This window comes from Nocardioides limicola (assembly GCF_016827675.1).
In the GTDB taxonomy this organism is placed as follows: Bacteria; Actinomycetota; Actinomycetes; order Propionibacteriales; family Nocardioidaceae; genus Nocardioides; species Nocardioides limicola.
Map to the genome: position 1 here is coordinate 74,531 of NZ_JAERJA010000004.1, position 13,039 is coordinate 87,569.

Annotated in this window: 13 protein-coding genes; 12 read left to right on the plus strand and 1 reads right to left on the minus strand. The window is 67.8% G+C overall.

Annotated elements, in window-relative coordinates; genetic code table 11:
• The first annotated feature begins 2 nt into the window (after positions 1-2).
• From folB to JKG67_RS09900, 7 genes are all read left to right on the plus strand, one after another.
• Positions 3-383, plus strand: coding sequence for a dihydroneopterin aldolase (folB, locus tag JKG67_RS09870; protein WP_203337141.1), 381 nt, complete (start codon positions 3-5; stop codon positions 381-383).
• The gene (gene folK, locus JKG67_RS09875) at positions 380-949 is read left to right on the plus strand and encodes a 2-amino-4-hydroxy-6-hydroxymethyldihydropteridine diphosphokinase (RefSeq protein WP_203337142.1); all 570 of its coding nucleotides are present in this window, start codon (positions 380-382) and stop codon (positions 947-949) included. The genes folB and folK overlap by 4 nt, the downstream gene beginning before the upstream one ends.
• A complete protein-coding gene (locus tag JKG67_RS09880) occupies positions 946-1,446 on the plus strand; it encodes a DUF3180 domain-containing protein (protein ID WP_307816502.1) in 501 nt (166 codons plus the stop codon). The genes folK and JKG67_RS09880 overlap by 4 nt, the downstream gene beginning before the upstream one ends.
• Before the next feature lie 96 nt (positions 1,447-1,542).
• The gene (locus tag JKG67_RS09885; protein ID WP_203337143.1) at positions 1,543-2,115 is read left to right on the plus strand and encodes a hypothetical protein; all 573 of its coding nucleotides are present in this window, start codon (positions 1,543-1,545) and stop codon (positions 2,113-2,115) included.
• A gap of 48 nt (positions 2,116-2,163) precedes the next feature.
• Positions 2,164-3,393, plus strand: coding sequence for a GNAT family N-acetyltransferase (locus JKG67_RS09890; protein WP_307816503.1), 1,230 nt, complete (start codon positions 2,164-2,166; stop codon positions 3,391-3,393).
• A gap of 169 nt (positions 3,394-3,562) precedes the next feature.
• A complete protein-coding gene (locus JKG67_RS09895) occupies positions 3,563-4,627 on the plus strand; it encodes a hypothetical protein (protein ID WP_203337144.1) in 1,065 nt (354 codons plus the stop codon).
• A gap of 321 nt (positions 4,628-4,948) precedes the next feature.
• Entirely contained in the window at positions 4,949-7,480 is a 2,532-nt protein-coding gene (locus tag JKG67_RS09900; protein WP_203337145.1) for a tetratricopeptide repeat protein, read from the plus strand.
• On the opposite strand, the gene pseF is transcribed toward JKG67_RS09900, so the two are convergent.
• Positions 7,456-8,187 carry a pseudaminic acid cytidylyltransferase gene (gene pseF / locus JKG67_RS09905; protein ID WP_203337146.1) on the minus strand — a complete coding sequence of 244 codons (732 nt, stop codon included), beginning with the start codon at positions 8,185-8,187 and terminating at the stop codon, positions 7,456-7,458. The two genes, JKG67_RS09900 and pseF, sit on opposite strands and share 25 nt — an antisense overlap.
• Before the next feature lie 121 nt (positions 8,188-8,308).
• Between pseF and JKG67_RS09910 the strand changes: the two genes are divergently transcribed.
• The 5 genes from JKG67_RS09910 (at position 8,309) to pseG (ending at position 13,013) form a co-directional block, all read left to right on the plus strand.
• The gene (locus JKG67_RS09910; protein WP_203337147.1) at positions 8,309-9,319 is read left to right on the plus strand and encodes a PseG/SpsG family protein; all 1,011 of its coding nucleotides are present in this window, start codon (positions 8,309-8,311) and stop codon (positions 9,317-9,319) included.
• Complete coding sequence (pseI, locus tag JKG67_RS09915; protein WP_307816504.1) at positions 9,262-10,410, plus strand: pseudaminic acid synthase; 1,149 nt, start codon at positions 9,262-9,264, stop codon at positions 10,408-10,410. Before JKG67_RS09910 ends, pseI begins: the two co-directional genes overlap by 58 nt.
• A gap of 16 nt (positions 10,411-10,426) precedes the next feature.
• Positions 10,427-11,275 carry a GNAT family N-acetyltransferase gene (locus tag JKG67_RS09920; protein WP_203337148.1) on the plus strand — a complete coding sequence of 283 codons (849 nt, stop codon included), beginning with the start codon at positions 10,427-10,429 and terminating at the stop codon, positions 11,273-11,275.
• A gap of 170 nt (positions 11,276-11,445) precedes the next feature.
• Positions 11,446-11,568 carry a hypothetical protein gene (locus JKG67_RS18875; RefSeq protein ID WP_275403331.1) on the plus strand — a complete coding sequence of 41 codons (123 nt, stop codon included), beginning with the start codon at positions 11,446-11,448 and terminating at the stop codon, positions 11,566-11,568.
• A gap of 14 nt (positions 11,569-11,582) precedes the next feature.
• Positions 11,583-13,013 (plus strand): UDP-2,4-diacetamido-2,4,6-trideoxy-beta-L-altropyranose hydrolase, encoded by a 1,431-nt coding sequence (pseG, locus tag JKG67_RS09925; RefSeq protein WP_307816525.1) that lies wholly within the window; start codon positions 11,583-11,585, stop codon positions 13,011-13,013.
• Positions 13,014-13,039: the final 26 nt, after the last annotated feature.

A 13,039-nucleotide genomic window follows, 5' to 3' on the forward strand; every position in this document is an offset into this window, starting at 1 on the left:
CGATGGACGAGCTGACGATCACCGGGGTTGAGTGCTTCGCGCACCACGGGGTCTTCGACCACGAGCGCGAGGATGGCCAGCGGTTCGTCATCGACCTGTCCCTGGGCCTGGACACCACCCGAGCAGCCGCGACCGATGATTTGCGGGCGACCGTGGACTACGGGAGTCTCGTGACCACGGTGAAGGACGCCGTGGAGCGTGACCCGGTCGACCTGATCGAGACGCTCGCCCAACGGGTGGCCGATGTGTGCCTGTTGGTGCATGGGGTTGAATGGGTGCGGGTCACGGTGCACAAGCCGGACGCACCCATCCCGGCGACCTTCACCGACGTTGCCCTGACGATCACCCGACCTGACCGATCGAGGAGAATGAGGACACCGTGACCGAGACTCCCAACCCAGCAGTCATTGACGCCGACTCGCTCACCGGTGAGATGCACCCGATCCGCCGCTGCGTGATCGCCTTCGGGTCGAATCTGGGAGACCGGATGGCGAACCTGCAGGGTGGGCTGGACACGCTGATGGACACCCCCGATGTGTGGATCACCGCCGCCTCGCCGGTCTATGAGACCAAGCCGGTCGACGCCCCCGAGCACTCCGGGGACTTCCTCAACGCCGTGGTGGCCTTCGACACCACCCTGCCGGCGGCCCGGCTGATGGACCGCGCGCTGGCCATCGAGGATGCGCTGGAGCGCGAGCGCAGCGACGTCCCGCACGCCCCCCGGACCCTGGACGTGGACCTGATCGTGGTCGGCGATCGGCTCAGCGACACCGAGCACCTCAAGCTGCCGCATCCCCAGGCCCATCTGAGGAGCTTCGTGCTGCAGCCGTGGCACGACATCGAGCCGGACGCGGTGATCCCCGGCCGCGGCCCGATCTCTGAGTTGCTGGCCGAGCTCGACGTGTCCGGTATCGCTCGCCGAGATGACCTGGAGTTCGAGGTCCAGTGACCGGTTCGGGTGCCCCGACACCCGAACCCCGCGGCTCCATCCGGCCCCTGGGCCCCGGACCGCTGACGCTCTTCCTGGTGGTCGGGCTGGTCTGCGGCTGGGGGCTGCGCCGACTGCCCGGGCTCACTCCACTGGTCACCTGGCAGCAGGTGGTCGTGCTCTGGTTCGCGGCCGCGGTGTTGGCGGTGGTCGCCTGGCACACCTGGCGCACCGTCCGTGACCGCCGACCGCTGCTGGAGGCCCATGAGGGCGTGAACCGGCTGCTGCTGGCGAGGGCCTGTGCCCTGGTCGGCGCTCTGGTCGCGGGCGGGTACGCCGGCCACGCGCTGAGCTGGCTCGGCTCCGCGTCGCCGCTGGTCGGGGAGCGGATCGGCCGGTCGGCGCTGGCGTCGCTGGCCGGAGTGGTGATCGTGGTGGTCGCGCTGCTGCTGGAGCGGACCTGCCGGGTGGACGGCGGCGACGCACCCGACGACTCCGCGGAACCCTCCCCAGGCTGAGGCTGAGGCCGGTCACGCAGCCTCCTGTGACAGGAGTGACGCCCGTGCCGCGCGTGTCTGCCGGGATCACAGGGGTGTCGGACCTAGCCTGATCACATGTCTTCCCCCCGTCGTCGTCAGCGCAGCGTCCGTCTGATGGTCGCTGTCACCCTCCTCGTGTCTGCCGCGCTGCTCGTCCTGGGTGCGGTCATCAGCGGTTCGTCCCTCGTCACCACGATCGCTGCCCTCGGCGGTGTCGCGCTCGGCGCGGCAGCCACCAAGATCACCCATGCGGAGCTGCTGCAGACCCGCCGCGACTGGGCGCGGGACCGGGCGCAGCAGGCGCAGGCCTACGCCGACCTGAGTGAACGGCGTACCAAGGAACACACGGAGGTGCTCGCGACCCTGCAAGCCCGGATCGCCGCCAAGGAGAGCGCGATCGGGGAGCTGGAGGTCGCGGTCACAGAGGCCCAGGGCCGGGCCGCCCAGTTGGCGCGGAAGATGTCGGCGGAGGCGCGCCGCGCCGACCTCGCCGAGGGCGAGGCGACCGAGATCCGCGCCCGCCTCGAGGAGGCCGACCAGCGGGCCGCCGAGGCCATCGTCCGGCTCGCCGAGCTTGAGTTGGAGCAGCAGGCACTGAAGGCAGAACTGGACGTCTGGACCTCGACGCCGGTCCGCAAGCACGCCTGATCGCACCTCGGCTCGGTCGCCGAGCCTCATGTGGCAGGGTGTTGTCACGTGATCCCCGACGACAACCGATTCGAGAGCGACCCCGAGCAGGCCCTGTCCGAGGAGCCCCCGCTGCCTCCAGGCTGGGAGATCGGGGGCGTCGACGCGACCGTCGAGGCCGATGTCGAGCAGCTCACCACCCTGCTGCAGCGTCACGAGGAGGGCGCCCGGGGTTGGGCCTCGTCGGGGCGCGACGACGTGCTGGTCGAGATCGAGGGCACCCGGATGCGGGAGAACGTGGTGGTCCGCGACCCGGGCGGGGTGATCCGCGCCTGGGGGAGTGTCCATGACCGTGCGGCCGGCCGGATGCTCTTCGTGCACATCGTGGCCCGGGATCTGCCGGAGCCGGTGGCCGACAAGTGCTCGACGGTGCTGTTCGAATGGGCCGAGGCCCAGGCCCGGGAGGTCGGCGCGGCCCGGGGATTGGCGACCCAGCAGATCGACACGGGCGCCTTCGCCGCGGACGAACGCCAGCACAAGTGGTTGGAGGGCGGTGGCTTCGCCCGGGTCCGCACCTGGTGGCAGATGACCCGTCCGGTGACCCTGGACGAGTCGGACCTGGTGCCGGACCCGGACTTCTGGGAGGCCGACGGGGTCACCGTGCGACTGGTGCGCCGGGAGGGGTCGGGGATGCCCGACCGCGGGGACCTCGAAGAGGTGCATCAGGTGATCGAGGGCTCGTTCACCGACCACTTCAACCACCGCGAGGAGACGTTCGCCGAGTTCGTGCACCGGCTCCGCGAGGACCCCGGGCACCGCTGGGACCACTGGTGGCTCGCCGAGATCGACCGAGCAGCCGAAGCCGCCCCCTCGTTGATCGAACCTGCTGAGTCCGCCCCCTCGTCGGTCGAGCATGCTGAATCCGGCTCCTCGTTGGTCGAGCCTGTCGAGACCCCGCCGAGGGACGAGGCTGAGTCCGGTGGTCGAGTGCCGCCGAGGGACGAGGCGGTGTATCGAGACCCCGTCGGCGCCCTCGTCGCCACCGCCTCGGAGTCGCCCGAGGGCCCGGACGGGTCGTACGTCGCCTACATCGGCGTGCTGGGCACCGCGCGTGGTCGCGGTGTGGCCACCAAGCTCCTGCAGACGGTCGTCGCCGACGCTGCGGCACGCGGCCGCAACCGGGTCACCCTCGAGGTGGACGCCGACTCCCCGACCGGCGCGCAGTCGCTCTACACGGGGATGGGCTGGGCCACGTCGTACGTCACCGAGTCCTGGCATCGCGACGTCCCGGTGCAATGACGTTGGCTGAACTGGGGCAAGGGTCGCTGGAGCACCCTCAGCGCCCGGGCCACCCGATCCGATGGCGCTGCATTCCGGCTGATTGCAGTGGGACTGTGACCCACGGCGTGGGTCGAGGCGAATCGGACTGACCAGATCCCCAGATCGTCTGGGGTCGTAGGGTTCTCGCATGGCTGCAGAACAAGGAGCATCGACGATGGCCGAGCCAGGACGTTTGCTTCTGCACGTCGGGCTCCCCAAGAGTGGTACGTCGCACCTCCAGTCGGTGTTGCGGAACAACGTTGATGTGTTGGCCGCCGACGGCGTCGCGTTGGTTCCCCCGCGCCGTGCCGGTACGTTCCAGATCACGTTGCAGGTTCGCGGCCTGATTCGGGAGCAGGACGACCCCAGGGCCCATCAGGCCCTCGACCGGTTCGAGCGAAAGTTGCGCCAGTGTGCTGCACCAACGGCGCTGCTGACCCAGGAGGCCCTCGCGCCGACCACGCCGGAGCAGGCCGAGGCGCTCTTGGCGCGCGCTGGTGGTCGCGAGGTCCATGTCGTCATCACTGCCCGGGACTTCGCTCGACAGTTGTCGTCGGCATGGCAACAGCGGATCAAGGACCGGCACACCTACTCGTTCCCCGAGCTCCTGACGGCGATCCGTCACAGGGCGGAGCCTGCTCTGGACCTGTGGAGCAATCAGGATCTGCCGCAGATCGTTGCGAACTGGTGCTCGATCGTGCCTGCCGAGCGCGTCCACCTTGTGACCTCGCCGCGGCCGGGCACCCAGGGGACACTTCTCGAACGGTTCTGCGGGGTCCTAGGTGCGGACGCAGCCCGTCTCGACCTCGAGGGCGAAGTCCGCAACGCCTCGATCGGCTACGCCCAGGCCGAGTTGCTACGGCGAGTCAACGAGGCGCTCGGCGACCGGCTCCCATCGGTTCGACACGGATACGGCCGCGTTGGCAAGAAGTGGCTCGCCGAGGAGATCCTTCAGCGTCAGTCGGGTGTCCCCGCCCGACTGCCCGAGTCGATGCGCGCGTGGTGCACGGAGTTGAGTTCTGAGTGGATCACTGAGATCCGGCAGTCTGGGTGTCAGGTCGTGGGTGATCTCGGTGATCTCGTTCCGCCGGAGAGCGCCTTCGGTGACCTCCCCGAGCCCACCGACGCCGAGCTCCTTGAGGTGGCAACACTGGCCTTGGCCGAGATACTGCAGGAGCGTCACGAGGATCTGACGGCGGCCCGCGAAAGCTAGAACCGGCGAAGCCGGAACTGCGGGTCGAGCTTCAGAATGCCAGTCCGGATTCCTTTGTGAGCTTGCCGGAAGCTCCTTATGGTAGGCGCGGCTGGCGGTCTGCAGCAGGCGGGTGATCAGACCGTGCGCTCGGAGGAGGCGCAGATCGTATGTCATCTGTCCGGCCGACATGGTCAGGTCGAGGAGTGATGGTCCGCGCGAACCTCGATCGGTTCGGGAGAACCTGACGACACCGAACGCGGGGCCGGCCGGGTTGCTCAGCCAGTAGTCTGACCGCCGGACGCCTTGCCAGGCGGCGATGACCAGAGAGGACCGAGTCTGTTGCCCGTCCAACAGGACCCTTCCGTCGCCGGGTACCTCGACAGTGCTGCTCGCCTGACTGCTGCTGAGGACTACCCCGGTGCGGAAGCCGTTCTCGCAGAAGCGATCGGCCGATACCCGGAGAATCCGATGGTGATGGTGGCCCGCGCGCGGCTGGCCACTCGCAGCGAGACGTGGGAGTTGGCGGCGAAGAGATGGCGCGCCACCCTGGACCGACACGGCGACACCATTGGCGTCCGCGCGCACACCCAGGCGATCCGCGCATTGCGGCACAACGGTGAGCAGGCGGCAGCGGCGGATCTCGCCGAGACAGCCATAGATCGCTTCCCGCGCAACTTCCGAGTTCTCGGTGAGGGAGCGCACGTGGCGATGGCCAACGAGCGCTGGTCCACCGCACTGGTGCGTTGGGTGCGCTGGCATCGGGCCAGGCATCGGCAGGCTCAGCGTGACCTCGAGCCCAACGACTCCATTGCCCTTCCGCTGCGGTCCGCGATCGGCGACTGGAGTCAGTCAGCCTGGGAGGGGGTGGTCGCGCATCTCGGCGAGGCCGCTCAGATGCCGCTTCCGCCGACTCCCGACTTCTACCTGGCCCTGCTCGACGTGGTGCGCCGAGCCGAGCTTGATGAGTGTGAGCTCGATGTCCTACGACACAGCACGGGCCTGTTTCCCGACTTTCCCAGCTTCGCCCATGAACTGGCGCTGCTGCGCCTGCGGCGTGGTGAGCAGCCCGAAGTGTGGCCGCTGGACGGAGACGCCACAGCTGCCTTCCTTCGTCAGTTTCCGCCGCCTCCTCCCATCACGGAAGGAGTCATTGGTCCACTTCGGCTGATCACGGTCCGACCGGGATCCTCCGCAGACCTGGCGGTGCGTCACGGTCACTACTTCGATCACGGGCGCCTGACAGGGTTGGTGCAAGAACTCTCTGCTCGCGACAGGTGGCCGGAGTTGGACAGTGACGTTGATCTGCTCCTTGCCAGGGCGCGACAGTTCGCCCGCCAGTTCGGCTCCGAGGTCAGTTCCGGTTTGGGGCTCGCCCCTGACGTCATCGCTGATGCGCTGATCCTGACGCTGTACCAGGAGTTGGCGCTCTTCGTGCCGGCGTCCCGTTGTGCCCGCGAGATCGCGGCGGCGGCTGGTGAAGACCCCGTGATCATCGAGTGCCCGGGCTTGGAGTACCTCTGGCTGGATGGATACGCGGCCAGTGACTTCGACGTCCTGTACCTGTACTTCGCACTGCTGGAACTCGGTTGCAACGCGTTCCTTCGCCGCGCCGACGATCTCGGGTCTCGTGACGCCACCGGCTTCACTCTTCGGCCGGGCTGGCGCACCGTGCGATCCCGGCTCGAGGTGGTGCCCGACAGCGCCCGGCACACCCGCGTGTTGGCGCCCGCTGGCATTCGCTCGGTGGCCCGGGTCGCTGCCCAACTCCCTGATTGCCTGATCCTTGCGACTGGGTCGGTGATCCAGGAGTTCGCCTACTCCAACAACTCTGAAACGTTGCCGATCACCGCAGGCGCCCGCCTCTGCGGCGGTGAGGAGGACCTGCCGACCTTCACCTTCCCACTCTTCTATGTCGCGGACGTCGAGGGCACCGACCTGGACCCCGACTACGACGATGAGCAGCCAGGCAGCGCGACCTTCCAGCAGAGCGAGAGCATCGTGGGCACTTGGTCGGACTGGCTGTTGCGGGCCACCGGCGCCCGCCTTCGCCATCTCAAGGAGGCCGCCGACGTGATGGTGGAGGAGCGAGGCATCGTCGAAGCCCACGTGGCCGATCATATGTACACCGAACCGGTCATCCTGGCCGATGCGGTGAGGCGGGCCGGAGGACGTGTTGTGCTCTGGCCACACTCGACAAATCCGGTGCACACTGGCTTGCGGAGGGCCGACTCCTTCGATGAGGTCCATGCCGTCACTCGGTCCGGCGTGCGTATCTGGCGGCATGCGTTCCCGGAGAAGCCGGTCCACCACACCCCGGAGCTCATGATCCGGCCGGACCACAAAGTGTCGCCTGCGGATGGCGCACCGCTGTCAGTCGTCGTGTTCGGTGGCCGTCCCGCCATGGGTGACATGCCGATGCTCGATGTCGCCGCGCACGTCGAGCTCTACCGGTCCTTCTTCGCAGGCATCGCGGATCTGCAGCGACAGTTCGACGTGGACCTGTGGTTCAAACCTCGCGGCCGAACCGGTGAACACGAGCAGTGGTTGGAACGCCAAGTCGGGTCGACCGGAGGCTGGCGCCCGGTCTATGACCACGCCCTTCAACTGGAGTTGCCGAATCCACTGTTCGTCTCCATCTCCAGCGGTTCGTCGGCCCTGCTCGAGGGGCTCAGTCGGGACATCCCTGGCATGATCGTTCGGGACTTCGCGATACCGGCTTGGATGGACTACACCACCGTCGATCCGCGGACGTTCCCGATCCTCTCCCGAACAGCAGCCATCGACCAGATCGGTCGAGCAGTCACCGCTGCAGGCTACCGGGACCTGATCGAGCGCGAACGCGTCTTCTACGAGTCAGAGTTCGGTGTCTGATCGGTCGCCCGCTCCTCCACCAGTCGGTGGATCATCTCGGCACGTTCCCAGTCGTCGGGGGTGTCGATGTCTTGGACTCGCCAATGTGGCAGCAGATGCAATAGCGTGTTCGCCTGCATAGGGTGGGGGCCGTGGAGCCACGCCGATCGAGTTCCCCAGTAGAACTGACCGGCATCGTGGTAGGCCTGTGCCAGGTCCTGGCTGCGCGTGTTGACGTGCTCGGGCCAGAGCATCGCCACACGGCCCTCCTTGTCAATCGTCATGCCCCGTTGGACCGGTGCCGGAAAGGCAGTCGCGGACATCACGAACTGGCACCCCCCGTCGATCAGCCGGTGGAAGGCCTCGTCGACGTCTGCTGGAGTGACGAAGACGGCCGCGGGGTACGCGACGCACACCTCGCCGACTGTGCCACCGGTCAGAGTTTCGAGGGCTTCGATGGCGTGGCGGACGACGGGGCGGGTCGCGGCGTGATCATTCGCGAGGTCGGCCGGTCGCCGGAACGGAACCTCGGCTCCAGCGCTCAGTGCCACCTCGGCGATCTCATCGTCGTCGGTCGACACGACGACTCGGTCGATCGCCTCGACCTCGCTGAGCATCTCGATCGTACGAGCGAGAAGCGGAGTGCCACGGAAAGGTTTGATGTTCTTTCGGGGGATGCGCTTGCTGCCCCCACGTGCGGGAATCAGGGCAATCCGGTCTCCTGCCACGTGCAATCCGTTCCCTTCTTCGTGTCCTCGGGGCCCATGCCCGTACGCTGCGACTGTAGCGTTCGCCGCCGGGAGACATCGACCGAGTCTCTTGGTCGATCGATGACACCGGGAGGTCCGCGTGGCTGTCGATGCCCTCATCTGCTGTGACCTCGGCCCGAGGGTGGGCGTGGGTCATTTGATGCGCTGTCTGGCTCTGGCCGAGGAGTTGCTGGCCCGCGGGCGTGGGGTGGTGGTCGCGGCCGATGTGGAGTCCGTTCCGTTCGCTGCCGAGCAGCTTCGAGCCAGGGGCATTCGTTCGGTCCCTGCAGCAGTTGATGCGGCCGACCATCTCGAACTGCTGAAGGGACTCCAGCCACGTGTTGTCGTGATCGACTCCTACGCTCTTCCGGCCGCGGTCTACTCCGCGGTCCGGGAACGGGTCGATCTGGTAGCGATCGTCGATGGCGATCCGCGTGATCGTGATGCGGACATCTACGTAGATCAGAACTTCGGTTCGGAGGATGAGACATGGGTGCTCGCTCCCGGCTCGCGCCGGATGGCCGGTTCGAAGTTCGCGTTGATGCGCGACGACATCATCGCCCAGCGGCCGGCAACACCTCGTCGAGGGGGAGATCGAGACCCTCCGGAGGTGTTCGCATTCTTCGGTGGCACGGACGCGTACGGCGCCGCCCCGGTCGTGGCGCGAGCGCTTGCCCGCACCCGTGCGCCGTTCTCGGCGACCTTTGTTGCCCGTCCCGATCAGCACGATGATGTGGCTCGGGTCCCGATCGGGACCGGGCAGTCATTGAGCGTGATCGAGCCGACCGACGACCTTGCCGCCAGGATGGCGCGCGCCGACCTGGTCATCAGTGCGGCCGGTACCTCGATCTGGGAACTCGCGTGCGTGGGCGTAGCCGCCGGACTGGTATGCGTGGCGGACAATCAACGGGACGGCTACGACCGAGTGGTGGGTGAGCAGGTGGCGGTCGGGATCGGCCGCCTGGCCGAACTGCGCGAACGTCGAACTGCGGAGCCCGCCTTGGCGCGACTCATGATCGACGGCGGATTGCGAGACAGGCTCAGAGAACGCGCGTGGGCGCTCGTCGATGGTCGTGGTCGGCAAAGAGTGGTGGATGTGATGGGGTTGTGAGGATGGGTATGAGGACGATCGAGGTCAATGGTCGCAAGATCGGTGACGGACACCCGCCGCTCCTGATTGCGGAGATGTCGGGCAATCACAACGGGGACAAGGCGCGCGCACTGGAAATCGTGCGGGCCGCTGCGGCGGCCGGTGCGGATGCGCTCAAGATCCAGACCTACACGGCCGACACGATCACCCTGGATGTCGATCGGCCGGAGTTCCGGCTCAGCGCCGATCACCCGTTGTGGCCCCATCGCAGGCTCTATGACCTGTACCTGGAGGCGCACACCCCGTGGGCGTGGCACAAGGACATCTTCGACCTCGCCGGCGAGCTTGGCATGTTGGCGTTCTCCGCCCCGTTCGACCCGACGGCGATCGAGTTCCTCGACCAGCTCGATGTTCCGATGATGAAGGTCGCCTCGTCAGAGATCACCGACCTGCCATTGATCCACGCCGTCGCTGCGACTGGCCGTCCGATCATCATCTCGACCGGGACCGCCACCATGGGAGAGATCGACGCTGCCGTGCGGACAGCGCGATCCACGGGTAACGAGGATGTCATCGTGCTCGGGTGCACGGCGTCGTATCCCGCCCCCCCGGATGCCTCCAACGTCCGCGCGTTGCCGGTGATCCGAGATGCGCTCGACGTTCCGGTGGGATTGTCTGATCACACGATGGGGATCGGGGCATCCGTCGCGGCTGTAGCCCTCGGGGCCTGCGTCATCGAGAAGCACCTGACGCTCTCCCGTGATGACGGGGGCGTGGACGCGGGCTTCTCGCTGGAGCCCCACGAGTTCCGGTTGCTCGTGTCGGAGGCATACACGGCCTGGCAGTCACTCGGAGAACCTGTGGTCGGCCCCAAGCGCGTGGAGTCGGAGGTCCTGGGCCTGCGGCGCTCCCTGTATGTCACCCGCGACGTCAGGGCCGGAGACGTCGTATCACCCGAGAATGTGCGGTCGGTCCGTCCGGCCGCCGGCCTGCGGACGGACCGATTCGACGAGATCGTCGGGCGCCGCTTCTGCAGGGACGCGGTTGCCGGCACGCCGATGTCTCTCGATCTCGTCATGGGCGACCCTGCCGTAGGCTCGCCTCGTGAGTGACGCCGTTCTCCGTCCGATGCGGCACGAGGATCTGGTCGCCGCGGAAGAGGTCTGCGACACCGCGCTCGACGATGTCGCCGCGGCGACGTCGTTTCGGGGAGACCCGGAGCCGGCACAGCGCAGCGCCGAGCGGAAGAATCGTTGGATCCAGCGCACGCGCGCATTCCTGGAGTCCGACCCCGGCGGCTGCTGGGTGGCCGAGGGGGACGTTGGCGTCGTCGGCGTCGCGACCGCGGTGGTTCGGGAACGGTTGTGGATCTTGGCCGCGTATGCCACCCGGCGGGGGGCACAAGGCCGCGGCATCGGCAAACTGGTGCTTGACGCGGCAGAGTCGTACGGCGCGGACTGCGACCGAGCTCTCCTCGCTTCCACGAACGATCCCCGCGCCCTGAGGCGGTACCACCTCTCAGGATTCGACCTTCACCCCCAGTTCGAATTCGGTGGGTGCCCGGACCGCTCGGCTCTCCCCGCCGTGAGGGGCCTGCGTGACGGGGCGGCCGAGGACCGGGAGTGGATCGATGACCTCGATCGCAGCCTGCGCGGCGGTGCGCATGGCCCGGATCACGCACTCCTGGCGCCCGGTGCGCGACTCGTGGTCGCAGATGACCGAACTGGGTACGCGTACGTCTCGCCGGGGTACGTGAAGGTGGTTGCTGCCAGCCGGGTCGCCACGGCCAAATCGCTACTGTGGGAGTGCCTGGCCTCCTCATCGGATGACGTCAGGATTCCCAACATCACCAGCTCGAACCGGTGGGCGATCGACGTGGGTATGCAAGCGAGGCTGTCCTTGCGGACCCAGAACTATCTCGCGGTTCGCGGGATGGCGCCGCCGGCGCCGTACATTCACGACACAGCGTTGCTGTGATCACGCCGACGTGATTCTCGTGTGAGGTTCTACCACGGAACAGTGTAGAACCGGGTGCTAGTTTGGCCCGCATCAGCCAGTCGCCCACACCGACACTCAAGGGGCGGAACATCCTTGTGAGCCAAGTTCGAACTCGGGGCACTCGCGCCGCGTGGCTGCATGGTCCGCCGGTGCTGCAGGCGCGCACCCAGCTGCACGTGCTGCCGCACGGGCGGGTCCAGGACATCGACACCCCTGGGGATCGGGAGCGTGCCGAGTTGCTGCACCGACTGATCGAGGCGCGTGAGGCGTGACGGCGTCGCGCACTGTGCTCATCCGCGCTGATGCAGGCCCACGGATCGGCAGGGGCCACGTGGTCAGACAGATCTCGCTCGCCCGCGCACTCGCCGGCTGTTCCGCTGAGGTGCGGTTCATCTCAGCCGGGCGTGCGGATCCGCTCATCGCCGAAGCTGGCTTCGAGAGCATCGCGTTGTCCGACGAGCTCCCATCGTTCGAGCGACCATGGTCGCTGGACCGTCAGCTCGCTGATGCCGACGCGACCATCGCCGCGGCCGGCGGGTCGGTCGACGCTGTCATCGTGGACCACTACGGCCTGGACCGGCTGTGGGACTCGCGCGTACGACCGATCGCGGGGCAGCTCGTCGCGGTCAGTGACCTCGCCACCACGGCCCGCGACGTCGACCGACTCGTCGACCACAACTGGTACGGCACCGGATCCGCTACCCGCTACGACGAGCTGCTGCCCGATCACTGCCGCACCCACATCGGCCCTCGCTACGCCCTCCTGCAGCGCGCCTACCGTGACCTACGCGCGCACCGGCCCAGCGTGCAGTGGCCGCCCCAGCGAGTCCTGGTGTCCTTCGGTGGCACCGATCCGGGTGGCGAGACGGCGCGGGCGGTGGCGGCGCTCTCGGCCACCGAGGTGGATGCGGCCATCGATGTGGTGGTAGGGAATCCCGGCGCCGTGACAGGGAGGCTGAGGGAGCTGGTGGCGGCCGACACCAGAGTCGAGCTCCACGTGGCGGTGCCGACGCTCGCTCCGCTGTTGGCAGAGGCGGATCTCTCCGTCGGTGCCAGCGGCGCGGCGACGTGGGAACGAATGTGCTTGCGAGTGCCGAGCGTGGTCACCACCACCGCGCCCGACCAGTCCGGCGTCACGCGGGCACTGGACGACGCCGGCCTCGTCGTCTGGGCCGGCCTGGTCGGCCAGGTCCCCCACGAACGGTACATCGAGACCTTCGCCCGACTGCTCGAGCACGGGCCGCCGCGTCCCCCCGACCTCGTCGACGGGTGGGGCACTGATCGAGTCGCGGCCCTGATCTGCCCATCCGGTCAGCCACAGGTCGCCCTCGTTGCAGCAGACGCCCGATCTGCCCCCGCTCATCTGTCCGACAGTGATCAGCCCCAGGACTGGCGCCGTGACGAGGCGGCCTTCGGGTCCGACCTGAGTGACCCCGATGTCCACCGACTCACCCTCCTCGTCGACGGAGTCCCCACAGGATGGATACGCGGCAGCATCCGGGGAGATGCGGTGCGAGTGACCGGGGGAGTGGATCCGGCAGCGGGCCTCGACCAGGGTGTGCTCGCTGCGCTGTCATCGTCGGGTCGGTGGCGCAGGAGTCGGGGCCACCTGGACTTCGAACCAGCTGGAGTCCATCACCTAGACTTCGACTCCGTCGGGTCCTCCGCCGGAGACCTGACCCGACAGGGCGGGTGGATGGTCCCGCTCCAGACATGACCACGCCGGACGCACGAGAGGGTCAC